This window comes from Armatimonadota bacterium, assembly GCA_031459715.1.
Classification (GTDB): Bacteria; Sysuimicrobiota; Sysuimicrobiia; order Sysuimicrobiales; family Humicultoraceae; genus Humicultor; species Humicultor tengchongensis.
This window is the reverse complement of record JAVKIA010000006.1, coordinates 94,788-110,209: the sequence shown is the minus strand read 5'-3', so window position 1 is coordinate 110,209 and position 15,422 is coordinate 94,788. Positions and strand designations below refer to the sequence as shown.

Here is a 15,422-nt window from a genome sequence, read left to right as displayed (position 1 = left end):
GGGAGACGGCGGCCCCATTGAAGCAAATGGTGGGTGGCCCTGCGGGTACTAAGAATCTCAGATTTCCGCCGTTGAGAGACGGCGGCCCCATTGAAGCACTCCGGCCCCGATCAAAGCGACCTTCTCGAAAAAGATTTCCGCCGTTGAGAGACGGCGGCCCCATTGAAGCTTTAAACCGTAATCAAACGTAGCCGACTGCAAAAACAATTTCCGCCGTTGAGAGACGGCGGCCCCATTGAAGCCTGTATCGGCTGCCCTATTGGGCCGGGGACGGCGAGATTTCCGCCGTTGAGAGACGGCGGCCCCATTGAAGCGACCTCGCGAGTGACCTCCAGGTCCTTGAGGGCGACATTTCCGGCGTTGAGAGATAGCGGCCCCATTAAAGCGACGGGCCTGCAGCCCAGCGATGGCCCGTGCTCGAGGGATCCTGCAGCCACTCAGGGTCTGACTTCGCCACTGAACGGGAAAAATCCAGACGGAGCGAGCAGCAGAACTTCCTGAAATGGGGCCGTAAAATGGAAATCAGCCTGATGCTAGCCTTCGTTAGTGGATTCGTCCTGGGCGGCCTGGCCGTTTGGTCTATCGTCCGAACCTATTCTGACCGAGAAGCACGCCGGGCCAGCCAGCTCGAGCAAGAAATCTCTGAGCTGAGGCGGACTCACGCGGACGTCCTGGTGCAACTGACGGAGGTCCGAAAGACCGCGGAGGCCGACCAGGAGAAGCTGCGCTGGATCCAGCAGTCAGATCAGATCATGCGAGAGCGCTTCCAGGCTCTCGCGGCAGAAGTCCTCAGGGCCAACTCCGACTTACTCCTCGGTCGGGTAAACGATCAACTGCGCAGCGTGTTGGAGGAGGCGCGCGGAGACTGGCAGACGGGAAGATTTCAGTTGGCCAAGCTGGTGGAGCCCCTCGGCAAGGCTCTGGAGCAGATGGAAGGAGAGATCAGGCTCCTGGAGCAGAAGCGTGAGGGAGCTTACCAGGGCCTTCAGGAGCAGCTCCGACAGCTTGCTCAGACACATGCTGACCTCCAGACGGCCACTCTCTCCCTGAACCACGCGTTGAAGTCCACCGCCACACGGGCCCGATGGGGAGAGTTCCAGCTCCGTCGGATCGTGGAGCTGGCGGGCATGCAGAATCACATCGACTTCACCGAGCAGGTGGCCGTTGACGGCGGGCGCCCAGATCTTATTGTCCACCTCCCTGGCGGCGGAGTAATCCCCGTCGACGCTAAAGCTCCCATGCAGGCCTACCTGGAGGCCATAGACGCTTCCGAGCCAGTACGCGGGGCCAGACTCGACGCTCACGTCAAGGCACTGAAGCAACACGTCCAGCAGTTGGCCAGCAAGCGCTACTGGGAGCAGTTTGGGCGGTCAGCGGAACTAACCGTGATGTTCGTCCCCAACGAGGCCGCACTGGGGGCCGCCTTCGAGCGCGACCCCGGGCTGCTGGACTTCGCGGTTCAGCAGCGGATCCTCCTCACCAGCCCCATCACCCTCCTGGGACTGCTGAAGGCCGTAGCTTATGGCTGGCAGCAGCATCGGATAACGGAAAACGCCCGCGCCATCGCCGAACAGGGAAGACAGCTGCATGAGCGACTCCGATCCTTCCTGCAGAACTTTACGGAACTAGGCAAACGCCTGGACAGTGCTGCCAAGTATTACAATGAGGCGGCCGGAGCACTGGACAGGCGTGTGCTTCCGGCTGCGCGTCGCCTGGGTGAAATGGGAACAGCTGGCGAGCCATTTCCCGAAGTCCACACAGTGGAAAGGCAGCTTCACGTGCTTCCCCCTGATCACGGGGACACACAGGTAGACCAGTAGCCGCTGGTCCCAGAGCTACAGATTGGACGTACTCCCTTCCCAACCGACGCGGAGGTCCGTAGAGTAGTCCGTAGGCAACATAAACCGCGCCGCGTCCGGGAGGACGCCCAGCCCGAGCATCTGGAGTGTCCTGAACGTAGGCACAGTGGACGACGCCCACCTGCTGATTCCCGGCCCTACCCCGCTGCCCCCGCAGGTGCGGGAGGCGATGGGCCGGCCCATGGTCAACCACCGCAGCGACGAGTTCGGGCAGGTGCTGGCCGGGGTGCTGGACGGGCTGCGGCAGATCTTCCAGACCTCCGGTACGGTCCTGCCCTTCACCGCCTCCGGCACCGGCGGACTGGAGGCGGCTGTGGTCAATGTGCTCTCGCCCGGAGACCGGGTCCTGGCCCTGATCTGCGGCGCCTTCGGAGAGAGGTTCGCCGCCGTAGCCCGGGGATTTGGGGCGGAGGTCATCCCTCTGGAGGTGGAGTGGGGACGGGCCGTCGATCCCGAGGAGGTGCGGCGGGCGCTCCGCGCGCACCCGGGGGTGCGGGCGGTCCTGGTCACCCACAACGAGACCTCCACCGGAGTGACCAACCCCCTGGAGGCCATCGCCGGGGTGGTGCGTTCCTTTGAGGCGTTGCTGCTGGTGGATGCCGTGAGCTCGCTGGCCGCTGTGGACCTGCGCACCGACGCGTGGGGACTGGACGTGGTCGTGGCCGGATCGCAGAAGGCACTGATGGCACCTCCCGGAGCGGTCTTCCTCAGCGTCAGCGACAGGGCCTGGGAGGCGTCGCGGACCGCCCGCATGCCCCGGTGGTATTTCTCCTGGGATCGGGCTCAGGCTGAGATCACTTCCGGCAGGGCGCTGATGCCGTTCACCCCGCCCCTTTCCGTACTCCACGCGCTGTCGGTCTCGATCCCGATGATTCTGTCCGAAGGGCTGCCAGCGCGATTCGCGCACCACCGGCGCCTGGGGCAGATCGCGCGGCAGGGCGTGGCCGTCCTGGGTCTGCAGCTACTTGCCGACCCGCGTCACGCCTCGGATACCGTGACCGCCGTGCGTGTGCCGGATGGGGTGGACGCGCGGGAACTGGTACGCCGTCTGAGGACCGACTACGGCGTGGTGGTGGCCGGAGGACAGGGACGGCTGGCGGGCCGGATCATCCGCATCGGCCACATGGGATATGTCCAGGAGGTCCAGGTCACCGCCGCCCTACGCGCACTGGAGCAGGTGCTGCCCGCGCTGGGCCATCCGTTCCCCTCCGGGACCGTGACGTCCCGCGGCCATCCCGTTCCCCCCTGGAGCCGTGACGTACCGCGTGGAGAAGGACCCATGAAGGTCCTGGTGGCCGACGGACTGGCCGAGGAGGGCATCCGGCGCCTGGCCCAACACGCCGAGGTGGTCGTCCGCCAGGGGTTGTCGCCCGCGGAGCTGCCGGAGGCGCTGGCCGATGTGGATGCGGTGATCGTGCGCAGCCGGACGCGGGTGACCGCGGAGGCCCTGGCGGCGGCGCAGCGGCTGCGGGTGATCGCGCGGGCCGGCGTGGGCACCGACAACATCGACGTGGATGCCGCCACCCGCCGCGGCGTCCTGGTCATCAACACGCCGGAGAGCAGTACGGTCAGCACCGCCGAACACACCATGGCCATGCTCCTGGCCCTGGCCCGCCACCTCCCGGCCGCCCACCTGGCTGCCGTCCGGGGCGAGTGGCGGCGGCAGGCGTTCACCGGAGTGGAGCTGTACGGCAAGACCCTGGGTATCATCGGGCTGGGCAAGATCGGCTCCGAGGTAGCCCGCCGGGCAGTCGCCTTCGGCATGCGGGTGGTCGTTCACGATCCCTACGTGGCCGCCGACCGGGCCGCGCGGGTGGGGGCCGAGCTGCGCCCTCTGGACGAGGTCCTCGCGGCAAGCGACGTCCTGACCCTGCACACCCCTCTGACGGCCAGCACCCGGCACCTGCTGGGGCGGCCCCAGTTCGCGCGCATGAAGCGCGGGGTGCTGCTGGTCAACTGTGCCCGGGGCGGGCTGATCGACGAGGACGCCCTGCTCGACGCCCTGGAGGAAGGCGTGGTGGCGGGCGCAGCCCTGGATGTGGTCGAGGAGGAGCCGCCCGGAGACAGTCCCCTCCTCCGCCATCCCCGGGTTATCCTGACCCCGCACCTGGGGGCATCCACCGAGGAGGCGCAGCGCCGGGTGGCGGTGGAGGTGGCCGAGCAGGTCCTGGCCGCGCTGGCCGGTCGACCGGTGCGGGGAGCGGTGAATGCTCCGGTGCTGCAGGACGAGGCCTGGCAGCGGGTGCGGCCCTTTGCGGACCTGGCCCGGGCGATGGGGACCATCGCCTGCCAGCTGGTGGACGGGCAGGTGCAGGGTGTGGAGCTGGCGTACGAGGGGGAACTGGCGTCTTTGGAGAGCGCCCCGCTGCGGTCCGGCTTCCTGGCTGGCCTGCTGGAGCGGGTCCTGGATCAGCCGGTCAACCTGATCAACGCAGCTCTGGTGGCCCGGGAGCGGGGCATAGCCCTGACCGAATCGCGACGGGAGGAGAGCGAGGACTTCGCCAGCCTGCTCCGGGCGCGAGTGGAGACCACCGGGGAGGCGTTCCTGATCGCCGGCACCATCGCCGGCCGCGGCGAGCCGCGGATCACGCACCTGGAAGGCTATCGGGTCGACCTGGCCCCGTCGACGATCATGTTGTTTGTGTGGAACGAGGATCGCCCGGGGATGATAGGCCGGGTGGGTACCCTGCTGGGTGATGCCGACGTGAACATCGCCCACATGCAGGTGGGGCGGGACCGTCCCCGGGGCCGCGCCATCATGGTTCTGGGGCTGGACGACCCGGTACCGCCCCCGGTGCGGGAGGCCCTGACGGTTCTCCCCGGCATCCTGAAAGTCCGCCTGGTACAGCTGTAGCAGCTCCTGGCAGGGAGGCCAGGCTGCAGGGCGGTCAGCCGGCAGATCTGCCTGTAATGCCGCAAGCCTGGCGGAACATCGCGCGGCTGCGGCTGTCGTCGAACGATATCTGCCAAAGTTCTCCCGCCCGATAGATTGACGCACCGCCCTCCGGACAGGAGACTGCAGACGACCTTTTCACCTTTTCAGACATGCAGTCTGGCAGCACCGGATCCGTGCGAGGGATTCATCATGTTCGGAGCCGGGCCTCTGAGCCAGATCTGGCGGTCTTACTGGGTGCTGGCTGTCCTGAACGCGGTCGATCTGCTCCTCACTTACACCGCCGTCGAGGGAGGGGTTGATGAGGCCAACGTGCTCCTCCGCCCCATCGTGCTGACGCCGTGGCCGCTGGCCATCAAGACGGCGGCGCTCGTGCTGCTGGCGCTGGCCCTGGCGCAGGCGGGTCGGTCGGCCCCCAGACTTGCGCACATCCTGCAGATGCTGCGGCTCGCGGTCGGCGTCTACCTGGTGGTGACTTTCTTCCACGTGCTGGGATTGAGGGTCATCGACTGAGAGAATACGCAAACGGATAGCGCACCCGATGAGGCGAACCTTCCCTGATCCTGGAAGGACGCTGCACGTCCAACCTGATGTAGATCTAACCTCGTGCCCCGGCTGAGGTGATGACCACTGCTCCGGCGCGCGCCGCAGCGTCGATGGCGGAGGGGTGGACCACGAAGCCGAAAAGCACCGGCACGGGGATCCCCGGCAACGCAGCCGCGAGAGCCTGGATCCGCCGCCCAAGAGCTTCCACGTCCCGACCGTAGATGCGGCTCTTCACCTCGCCGACCACCACAATGCGCTCGCCGTCTCGAGTCCCCTCGCCGTAGAGGTCCACTTCCACCTCTTCTGTATCCAGGGTCAGGAAGCGGCGCTGCAGCTTTGCCACGCGGATCCCGTAGTGCTTCTCCAGGTAGGCGGGGGCAACTTCGCGAGCAAGATCCTCCAGGGTGAATCCAATGGTCTCGGCGAGCGCACCGACCTGCCTGGCCATCTCTCTCTGGCCCTCAGCGAGGCGGCGCATCTCCTCAACCAGCCGGGCGACCTGGTCCTCCGTCCGGCGCTGGGCGGCGGCCAGTTGCTCCAGACGGCTTTCGGTGCGCTGCTGCGCCGCCGCCAGCTGCTCCAAGCGACCCTCCGTGCGCTGCTGCGCCGCCGCCAGCTGCTCCAAGCGACCCTCCGTGCGCTGCTGCGCCGCCGCCAGCTGCTCCAAGCGACCCTCCGTGCGCTGCTGCGCCGCCGCCAGCTGCTCCAGGTGTCCCGCCAGCCGACGCACGATCTCTGGCAGCGACAGAAGGTCGTCGGTCAGCAGCAGGCGGCGCAGCTGGGCCCGCCATTCGGCGCGCTTATCCAGCGCCCGCAACAAGCTCTCGAAGTCCCGGACAGTGAAAGGCATCTCGGTGGAATTTTAGCACGGCCGGGCTGCCCGAACCGAGCCGACCGGCCGCGCTTTGGGGCGGCCGAAGATCCACCAGGCCGAAACGCCGGCTGGCTACTTGCGCTTCGCCCGCTCGATGTAGGTCCCGGCCTCCACGTCCACCCGGATCCACTCGCCGGCCGCGATGAACGGCGGGACCTGAATAGTGAGCCCGTTCTCCAGCTTCGCCTCTTTCCATACGTTTTCGTTGCCGGTCCCGTGAGCCGGGGGCGCGGTCTCGGCCACCCGCACCTCAACGATGTCGGGGAAGACCACGCCGATCGGCCGGTCCTGGTGGAACTCCACCGGCAGGACCATGCCCTCGGTCAGAAAGGCCGCAGCCCGGCCCAGCCGGGCCCGCTCCACGGCCACCTGCTCGAAGGTCTCGGTGTTCATGAAGTGGCAGAACTCGTCGTCGGCGTAGAGGAACTGCATGGTCTGCCGCTCAATCGGGACGTCCTGCACCGTCTCTTCGGGCCGGAACCGCCATTCGCGGACCGCACCCGTGCGCACGTTGCGCAGCTTGGCGTGCGTAACGCCGCCCATCTGTCCGCCGCCGGAGTGGAAGGTGGCGGCGATGATCTTGTAGACTTCGCCCTCCAGACGGATGGCCATGCCGGGCCGCAGCGCAGACGCCAGGACCATAACCCGAACTCCCCGGTTCTCAGCGCTCCCCGCGCCCTGCTGTGGGCATAGCCTTCCCGCGGCAGCGGACTGTCCTCTTCAAGTATACTAGGAAGACCGCTTGGCGCGTCGAATGCTTGCAACAAAGGGAGGTGGGGAGCCCGCACAACTGAAGGAGGTGAAAGCCTGATGCGGCGGCAGGGGGCGCTTTGCGTCGTGCTCGCTCTCGCGGCGGCCGTGAGTTTTGCAGCCTGTGGACGCCAGTCCCCGCAGCTGCGAGGCCGCCCACCCCAGCCGCCAGCCGCTCGGCCGTCGCCGGCAGCGGCCCCATTGCCATCCCCCCAGGCCCCTCAGGCCGGGGGCGGGCTGGCGCCGGCGACGACGCCGCAGGTCACACTCCCGGAAACCCCGGGAGCGCCGGCGCCCCCGGCGGCCGCAACTCCGGAAGCCCAGACAGCGCAGGCGCCCCCGACGCCCAAACCCCTGGAAACTCCGGCAACGAAGGGACCCCCGGCAGCCGAGCGGGTCGAGGCCATCCTGGCTCGGGGTGTCTCGGATGACACCGAGCCGGTCTCTCCCGGGGTTGAGTTCCCCGAGGATGCGGAGCGGATCTACGTGGTCCTCAAGTCACGGCACAGCGAGGCCATCTCGGTCCGGGTCAGCTGGGTCGTGGTGGACGCAGAGGGCTACCCCGCCGGGCACGTCATCGAAAGCGACGACACCGACCTGGACCCCGGGGAGCGTGATGCGACGTACATCACGCCCCCCGGCAGTGCCGGCTTCCCCGTGGGCGATTACCGGGTAGACATAACGGTTGACGGAGGCCCGCCGCAGTCTGTCCCGTTCAAGGTCCTCCCGCTCCACCCGCCCGCCCTTCCCACAGACCGATCGCCTCCGCCCCCGGGCTTCAACCTGGCCAACCGTGCTTTCGGTGGGAAGGTGGAATCCCGGACCTCGCAATACAACGACAGCGAGTGGGCCGCGGCTAACCTCATCGACGGGACCACCCGCGGCTGGTCGTCAAGCGACCGCACCACCCCCCAGGAGGTGGTGCTGTCCTTCCGCCAGGGGCGGGAGGCGCAGGTGGCGGCCGTCGTGGTGGACACGCGGACCCAGGAGACGCTGAGCGACCCGACGAAGGCACCGCGGCACGTGGAGGTCTGGGCCTCCACCACCGGCCCCGCCGAGGGGTTCAGCAGGGTGGCGGGGGCCCGCTTGGGGCCCCGTCCCGGCGAGTACCTGATCGCCCTGCCCCCGGCCACGCGGGCCAGGTACGTCAAGCTGCGGTTCCTCTCCAACCACGGCGGCTCCTACACTCAGGCGGGCGAGGTGAAGGTGATAGAGGCCCCGGATGCGCCGTCGATCCTGGCAGACGTCCCGAAGAACCTGGCGCTGGCCGAGCTGGGCGGCACCATCGTGCGCTTCACCTCTCAGGACAGTGAAGAGAGGGCCGCCCTCAGGCTCATCGACGGCAGCGTGGAGACCGCGGGCTGGCAGTCGACCGACGCCTATCTCCCGCAGGAGATCGTCTTCGCCTTCCGCGGGGAGCGCGCCGCCCTGGTCGACCGCATCGTCCTCAATCCGAAGACGACGGCGGAGCCCGCCACATGGGTGAAGACCTTTACCGTCGCGGTGTCCACGGAGACCCCCCTCGACGGCTTCCGGGAGGTTGGCCAGTTCACGCTCCGGCGGGAGGCGCGCGACCAGGCGTTTACCATCGGCCAGCCCGCGCGGTTCGTGCGCCTGCGGATCCTGAGCAACCACGGAGGGACGACGACCAGCCTGGGCGAGGTCAAACTCATCGAGGGTGCCGAGCCGGGCTACCGCTCCATTCTGCTGGAGCAGGCGGCGGGGACGGCGCAAGCCCTTCCCGGTGTCACCACCTCCGCCGAGGCCGGCGGGGATGTGGAACGGGAGCCCAACAATACGCCTGCCCAGGCCAATTCTCTGATGCTGGGGCGGCGCACCCGCGGGACCATCGACCCGCTGGGCGAGCAGGACCACTTCAGAATCACGGTCCCCGGCTCCGGTCTGCAGGTGCTCACCGTGGACCTCGCCGGTCGGCCGTACATCCGCACTTCGGTCGCGCTGCTGGACCGCACCGGGAGAGAGCAGATGCGGTTTGACCCCGGCGTGGTCCCTGCGGCGCAGACCGCGTTCTCGTGGGCGGTGCGTCCGGATGACTACACCCTGCGGGTCACCGAGCCACCGGTCTCCATTGTCCTGATCTGGGACACCAGCGGGAGCATGTCGGACAGCATCAAGCACCTGCAGCAGGCGGTGGAGGCTACCCTGGACCAGGTCCGCCCCACCGAGCGGTTGAACCTCATCCGCTTCAGCGGCGACGTGGAGGTGCTGCTGCCGGGGTTCACCAGCGATCGGGAGCGGCTCAAGGCCGCCGCGGCCGGAAAGTTCTCGGCCGGGGGAGGCACGCGGTTCTACGATGCGGTTGCCCGGGGCACGGAGCTGCTGGCCGGGGTGAGGGCCAACCGGGCGATCGTGGTCATGACCGACGGCGCGGACACCTCCAGTACCGTGAAGTACGCCCAGTTCTGGCGACTGGTGGAAAAGACCCGCATCCGCCTCTACACCATCGGCCTGGGCGCGGAACTGTTGGAGCTCAAGCCCGATATCTCCACGACCCCGGCCAGGATGATGAACCACCTGGCCATGGCCACCAACGGCCGCTTCTTCTTCGCCCAGAGCAGCGAGGATCTCAAGGGGGTCTACCAGCAGATCGTCGACGAGCTGAAGACCATCTCCACTTACACCCTCAGGGCTGGCGTGAGCCGGGGGACGGGTGGCCTGGCCGTGGCCGCCACGGGGGAGCGTCTGGCCGCGGTCTCCGCGCCGGGCCAGATCGAGCTGATCCTGGACGCCTCCGGCTCCATGAAGGAGAAGGTGGAAGGCCGCCCCAAGATCGACATCGCCAGGGAGGTCGTGGTCCAGATCATCAAGGGGCTGCCCGATGACGTCCAGGTGGCGCTGCGGGTCTACGGCCACCGCATCCGCGAGGGCCGGCCCGGCGACTGCAAGGACTCCGAGCTGGTGGTCCCCTTCGGCAGGATCGACAAGGGATACCTGATCGCCCGCGTACAGGCCATCCGTGCCCTGGGGACGACCCCTATCGCCTACTCGCTCCGCCAGGTGGCCGCGGACTTCGGCAAGGTCCCCGGGGAGAAGATGGTCATCCTGGTCACCGACGGAAAGGAAGAGTGCAAGGGCGATCCGGCGGCGGCGGTCTCGGCCCTGCTGGCCGCGGGGCTGAAGGTGCGGCTGAACATCGTGGGGTTCGCCCTGGCCGACCCGGCCACCAAGCGCGACATGGAACGTGTGGCCCGGCTCACCGGCGGGATGTTCTTCGACGCCGCCAACGCCGCGGCGCTGACCCAGGCCATCCAGCAGTCGCTGGCCGTGCCCTACGACGTGCTGGATGCGGCAGGCAGGCGTGTCGGAGGCGGGCTGACCGGGCAGGGGCCGATCGAGCTCCCCGAGGGCATCTTCACCGTGGTGGTGCGCGCCGCCGGAGAGCCGATCACCGTGCCCGGGGTGCGGGTGGCGCTCAATGGCTTCACCAAGGTGGTGCTGAAGAAGGAGGGACGGGAGGTCGGGGTGCAGGTGCTTGGCCCCTGAGGCTCTCTGTGCGGGGGATGGGACCGGCAGGTCGTGGCGTGTCTCCGTGGCGAGAGGCCGTCAGCGCCGTCATCGCAGTCGTCCTCATGCTCCTGTTGCTGGACGCCGCTGTGGAGACGTTCCTCAGCGGTTCGCCGCAGCGGTGGGTCCTGACCGGCGCCGCGGTGGCGGGTCTCGTCCTGCTGGCCGTGCTCTGGCGCAGGTTGGGGTGGGCGGCCAGAGGCCTGCTCGCACTCTTCACGCTTCTGGGCACGCTGGCATTCTCGGCGTGGCGCCCCGCGGGGACCACCCACGGCGTGGTGCTGCTGGGTCAGCCCACCTCCAATGTGCTGGCCGCGGTCGTGGGTGCGTCCGTGGGCCTTGCGGGCGTCTCCCTTCTGCGGATGCGGTACCTTCCGGTGACGGTGCGGGCGGCGCTGGGCGTCCTCGCCCTCTATGGAGCGGCGGCATTCGCAGCAGGCGCGCTGGAGGGTGCCTCCTACCCCGACCTCTTCCACGGCCAGAGCCTGTGGAAGCGCCTCCCCTCCTGGCTTCAGGGTGCCACGGTGAGCGCGGCTGTCTTCCTCCCTGTGGCGGTGCTGGTCCAATTCCTCGTCGGCATGTGGAGGATCCGCGGGCCGCAGCTGCGCGCGTGGGCCCTGCAGGTGCTGGCGCTGGGGATGAGCCTGGCGGTGGCCCTGGCGGGCCTCGTCTCGCCTGCGGGCCCCCCGATTTCGGGTGCTGGAGCACTCGTGCCCGCTGCGCAGCCCCTACCCCCCACACCCTCGCCCGAGTCGTCTCCGATCCCCGGCGGTGAAGTCGGGCCAGCTCTGCCTGCGTCCGGTCCGCAGCGCGAGGGCCCCGCCAGGACCACACCCGGTTCGCAGCCCGAGAATCCCGCAGTCGAGCGTCCCACAGGCCAGCACCCATCGGGTGCCGAGCCCGTCTCATTCCCACCGAGTTCGCCGAACGTGCCGCAGGCCTATCGCAGGGCGCTGGCCAGGCTCCGCTCCGGCATCGACTTCTCGCAACTCGATCCGGGGGCGCTTCAGAGGAAGCTGGGGACGGACCCACGGGAGCTGGCCAGATTCGTTCAGGAGGAGGTGCGGTTCGAGGCGTATTCGGGGTGTATGCGCGGACCGACGGGGACGCTGCTGGCCGGCGCCGGAAACGCCCTGGATCGGGCGTGGCTGCTGGCCACCCTGCTGCAGGCGGCCGGGCGCCGGGTCCGTTTCGCTATGGGCACACTCTCATCGCCGCAGGCGGAGGAACTGGTGCGCTCGGGATTCGCGCCGCGGCAGTCACCATCCGGCCTATCGCCGCTTCTGGACGCCATCGTCGAGCGGTCGGCCAGCCACTTCCTCCTCCTGGGAGATGCGCTGTACGCGGCGGGCTTCCGGGCACCTTCGAAGGGTTCCCGGGAGTGGGAAGAGGCCGTCCGGACAGCCAGGGAGCACGCCTGGGTGCAGGTGGAGGAACAGGGGCAGTGGGTGGATGTCGACCCCTCGCCCGCAGCGGGCTACGGCCGCAGCCTCGTGCTGGCCCAACAGGTGGTGGAGAGCCTTCCTGAGCGGTGCGCGTACACGGTGGAGTTCAGAGTGGAGGTGGAGGCCCTGCGCCAGGGGCGGCGGGTACGGAAGACCGTCCTTACGTTCGGGTCCACGGCCGCAGCGCTGGCCGGGCTCCCCGTCGGGCTGTTTCACGAGATCAACGGCGAGCGCGCCGTCCCCCTGCTGCTGGTGGGCGACCGCCTCTACAAGGGCACCTCCTTCGCGCTCGGGGGGGCGCCTCAACCGGCAGGCGGTCTCTTCCCCCTGCCCGGATTGGGAGCCGCACGGGAGAGTGGCGGGTCTCCGAGCGGCGAGTGGCTGGACATCCGCGTGCGCGGGCCGGCTGGGGAGCGCACGGTCACCTACACGATGGCCGATGCGCTGGGCCCCGCCGCGCGGCACGCCGGCTCAAGCGGCGGCGCGGCGACGACCTTGGTGGACGCGGTGGAGGGCGTCCTGGGGCTTGGTGTCATCTCAGGGGGCATTCCACCCACCCTCCCCGCCGCAGTGCTCTCCATAGCTGATGACCCCCTCGGCCAAGTCGGGCTGGCCAGGCAGCTCGCCGCCCTGAGCTTCGGCTACGCGGCGATCCGCGGGATGCTCCCTTCTTCGCCGGTGAACCCCCAGCCCCTCAGGTCCATCGACTTCCCCAACATCTTCATCGCCCACGCCCGGCCCGCCAGGGAGGGCTCTCGCCCCAGGCCGGCCCTGGACCTCACCCTCAAGGCGTACCGCCTCCTGCGGTTGCCGGAGGATCCGCTGGCCGCCCAGGGCCGCTTCTACGACGGGCTCTACAACGGCGTGCTCGACCACACCGCCGAGCGGGCAATCTTCGGAGGGCAGGACGCCGATACGAGTGTGGGCGCGCTCTTCGAAGCCGCCGTCGACCAGGACATCCCCATCCGCGTGCTTTCCGGCCAGGGGACGGATCCAGGATCGCTCCTGACGCCCGACGGGAGGTTTCAGGTCGCCGCCGCCCTCAGCGCGGGGAGGATCGTCCTGCTGCCGGGGTCGCGCCCCCGGGGGCGGCCGGAAGGCGGCCTGGGGTGGTGGAGCCTGGATCCGGCCACGGGGTGGACCGAGGACACCACTGAGAGCGGTGAGCACCAGGCGGGCACCGAGCGGAGTGTCCAGGAGAAGGACACGCCCAAGAAGATCCGCGCCGTCTGCCAGCTCAGCCTTGAGGTGGTGTTCCTGGTGGCCTCGATTCTCGCCAACATGAGCGGCATATCTCCCACCCTGCAGGGTTTGGCCCAAGTTGCCGACGATCTGGGCAGCGTGCTGGACAGTGCGGACTGGGCCGAGCATTTCACCAAACGCTGCCGTATGCCTCCGCCGCCCCTGCAGAAGCCACCCAGAGTGCCAGGCTACTTCCCTCCCGTGAAGAAGATCCCCCCGCCGCGCGACCTGACGCGCGGCAGGCGCCCCTGGTTCCCCTGGCTACAGCCGGGCCGGCGCTAGCTCCGGCAGAGGTTCAGCGCACCCCGCACGCTTCCGTATCGAGGGCCGGTGAAGCCCCCGCCGGGGCATCGACTTCGCCCGCCGCGTCTCGGGATGCAACGCAGGCTCACCAGGAGGAGCCAGCCCTGCCGGAGAAGTCAGAGGCGATTCTACATTACGGACAAAGTTCCACAATGCGGAATCAGTCTGCTGGTGCGCGATCTCAGGTCAAATCCCTCAGCCGCGCAATCTGCTTGCTGGAGACGTTGCGGGAGTCGCCCGAAGGTTCCACGCTGTCAACACTGTGTCAGCGGACCAGCCTGCCCAAGGGAACCGCCCACCGCCTGCTCTCCACCCTGGTCGAGCACGGTTTCGTCGAGCAGGACCACCACCGCTACCGCATAGGGGTCAAGGCATTCGTTGTGGGCAACGCCTTCCTGGCGCACCTGGACCTGCGGGCGCGGGCCCTTCCCCACCTGGTGGAACTGCGCAACCGCAGCGGCGAATCCGTGCAGCTTGCCGTCCTGGAGAACCTGCAGGTGGTCTACATCGAGCGCGTGCTGTCCCACTCCCCCGTGGCCTACATGAAGTCGCGCGTCGGCGCCATGCTTCCGGCCTACTGCACCGCCCTGGGGAAGGCGCTGCTGGCCTTCTCCCCTGCTGAGCTGGTCCGGCGCTACCTGGTCGCCGTGCCGCTGGTTGCCCAGACGCCGCACACCATCACCAGGAGGCAGCGCCTCCTGCAGGAGCTGGAGTCCGTCCGCCGGCGCGGCTACGCGATCGATCGGGGGGAACGGGAGGTATCGGTGCGCTGTATCGCCGCCCCGGTGTTCAACCACGAGGGTGCTGTGGCCGCTGCGGTCAGCGTGGCGGGGCCTGCGGAGCGGATGCCCTGGCCGCTGGAAGACAGTCCCCTGGCCGCACAGGTGGTGAAGACCGCCCGGGCTATCTCGGCGGCGGTCGGGTACGCTCCGGAGGGCGCCACCATCTCCAGGCCGGGCCCGCTGCGTGGAAACACGCCGGGTCCTCCGCATCCCTACGCCGGCTACTCTGAACCTGTGGCCCGAAGGGGTTGAAGGGCACCGGGTGGCACGCACTGTCCCCACCGTTCTGGGCGAGGTCGCCGTCGACGACCTGGGGGTGGTGGACTACCACGAGCACCTCTACGTCGAGCCCCCCGCCTGGCTGCATCGGATCGACCCCGACTTTGCCCTGAATGACGAGGCCCGCTCTGCCGCCGAGCTGGCCCGCTGGGCGGCCGCAGGCGGGCGGACGCTGGTAGAGATGACCGCCGCGGACTTCGGACGCAACATCGATGCACTGCGGCGCATCGCCGAGCGCACTCCGCAGGTGCACGTGCTGGTGACGACCGGGTTCAACCGCCCCTGGTACATGGGGCGGTGGGTCTACGAGCTGGACGAAGGTGAGGCGGTGCGGCGCATGGTCCGCGAGCTGACCCGGGGGATCGGCACTAGCGGCGTGCGCGCGGCGGTGATCAAGGCGGGGACCGAGTACAACCTCATGGACGAGGCCGGGCGCAAGCTGCTGCGCATGGCGGCGGCAGCGCACCGGGACACGGGGGCGCCGCTGGTCACCCACACCACAGCCGGGACCATGGGGCCCGAGCAGATCGAATATCTCGGGCAGCACGGCGTGCCACCGCACAGAGTCTGCCTGAGCCACATGGACCGGCTGCTGGACTTCGAAGTACACGCTTCGGCGGCGCGGGCCGGCGCATACCTGGGATACGACTGTGCCGGCAAGGCCAAGTACGGTCCGGATGCTGCGCGCATCGCCCTGCTCAAGCAGATGCTCCAGGCCGGATACGGCCGGCAGATCCTGCTGGGCAACGATCTCGGCCGTCCGTCTTACTGGGTCAGCTACGGCGGAGGCCCGGGGCTGGACTACGTGCTCACTCGCTTCGTTCCCCGCATGCGCGGAGCCGGCATCCCGCAGGAGGCCATCGACGACCTGCTCATCCACAATCCGCGCCGGTTCTTCAGTGGGGAGCAGGTGTGAACACGCCT

General features: G+C 68.7%; 9 protein-coding genes. 7 read left to right on the top strand and 2 right to left on the bottom strand.

Annotated elements, in window-relative coordinates; all coding sequences use genetic code 11:
* Positions 1 to 674: 674 nt before the first annotated feature.
* From QN152_04310 to QN152_04300, 3 genes are all read left to right on the top strand, one after another.
* Positions 675 to 1,820, top strand: coding sequence for a DNA recombination protein RmuC (locus tag QN152_04310; protein ID MDR7538739.1), 1,146 nt, complete (start codon positions 675 to 677; stop codon positions 1,818 to 1,820).
* A gap of 145 nt (positions 1,821 to 1,965) precedes the next feature.
* Entirely contained in the window at positions 1,966 to 4,713 is a 2,748-nt protein-coding gene (gene serA / locus QN152_04305; GenBank protein MDR7538738.1) for a phosphoglycerate dehydrogenase, read from the top strand.
* A gap of 231 nt (positions 4,714 to 4,944) precedes the next feature.
* Positions 4,945 to 5,265 carry a DUF5658 family protein gene (locus tag QN152_04300; protein ID MDR7538737.1) on the top strand — a complete coding sequence of 107 codons (321 nt, stop codon included), beginning with the start codon at positions 4,945 to 4,947 and terminating at the stop codon, positions 5,263 to 5,265.
* A gap of 85 nt (positions 5,266 to 5,350) precedes the next feature.
* On the opposite strand, the gene QN152_04295 is transcribed toward QN152_04300, so the two are convergent.
* The gene (locus tag QN152_04295) at positions 5,351 to 6,148 is read right to left on the bottom strand and encodes a hypothetical protein (GenBank protein ID MDR7538736.1); all 798 of its coding nucleotides are present in this window, start codon (positions 6,146 to 6,148) and stop codon (positions 5,351 to 5,353) included.
* 96 nt (positions 6,149 to 6,244) lie between these two features.
* On the bottom strand, positions 6,245 to 6,814 hold the full coding sequence (locus QN152_04290) for an elongation factor P (protein MDR7538735.1): 570 nt from the start codon (positions 6,812 to 6,814) through the stop codon (positions 6,245 to 6,247).
* Positions 6,815 to 7,123: 309 nt separating this feature from the next.
* Here QN152_04290 and QN152_04285 point away from each other — a divergent pair, with 309 nt between their 5' ends.
* The 4 genes from QN152_04285 (at position 7,124) to QN152_04270 (ending at position 15,414) form a co-directional block, all read left to right on the top strand.
* Positions 7,124 to 10,426, top strand: coding sequence for a VWA domain-containing protein (locus QN152_04285; GenBank protein MDR7538734.1), 3,303 nt, complete (start codon positions 7,124 to 7,126; stop codon positions 10,424 to 10,426).
* A 38-nt stretch (positions 10,427 to 10,464) separates the two neighbouring features.
* Complete coding sequence (locus QN152_04280; protein MDR7538733.1) at positions 10,465 to 13,416, top strand: transglutaminase domain-containing protein; 2,952 nt, start codon at positions 10,465 to 10,467, stop codon at positions 13,414 to 13,416.
* A gap of 173 nt (positions 13,417 to 13,589) precedes the next feature.
* Entirely contained in the window at positions 13,590 to 14,471 is an 882-nt protein-coding gene (locus QN152_04275; protein MDR7538732.1) for an IclR family transcriptional regulator, read from the top strand.
* Positions 14,472 to 14,481: 10 nt separating this feature from the next.
* Entirely contained in the window at positions 14,482 to 15,414 is a 933-nt protein-coding gene (locus QN152_04270) for a hypothetical protein (protein MDR7538731.1), read from the top strand.
* The last annotated feature ends 8 nt before the right edge of the window (positions 15,415 to 15,422 follow it).

Coding starts and splice junctions, on each gene's coding strand:
- QN152_04300 (MDR7538737.1), top strand. CDS start 4,945: ATGTTCGGAGCCGGGCCTCTGAGCCAGATCTGGCGGTCTTACTGGGTG.
- QN152_04295 (MDR7538736.1), bottom strand. CDS start 6,148: ATGCCTTTCACTGTCCGGGACTTCGAGAGCTTGTTGCGGGCGCTGGAT.
- QN152_04290 (MDR7538735.1), bottom strand. CDS start 6,814: ATGGTCCTGGCGTCTGCGCTGCGGCCCGGCATGGCCATCCGTCTGGAG.
- QN152_04275 (MDR7538732.1), top strand. CDS start 13,590: ATGCGGAATCAGTCTGCTGGTGCGCGATCTCAGGTCAAATCCCTCAGC.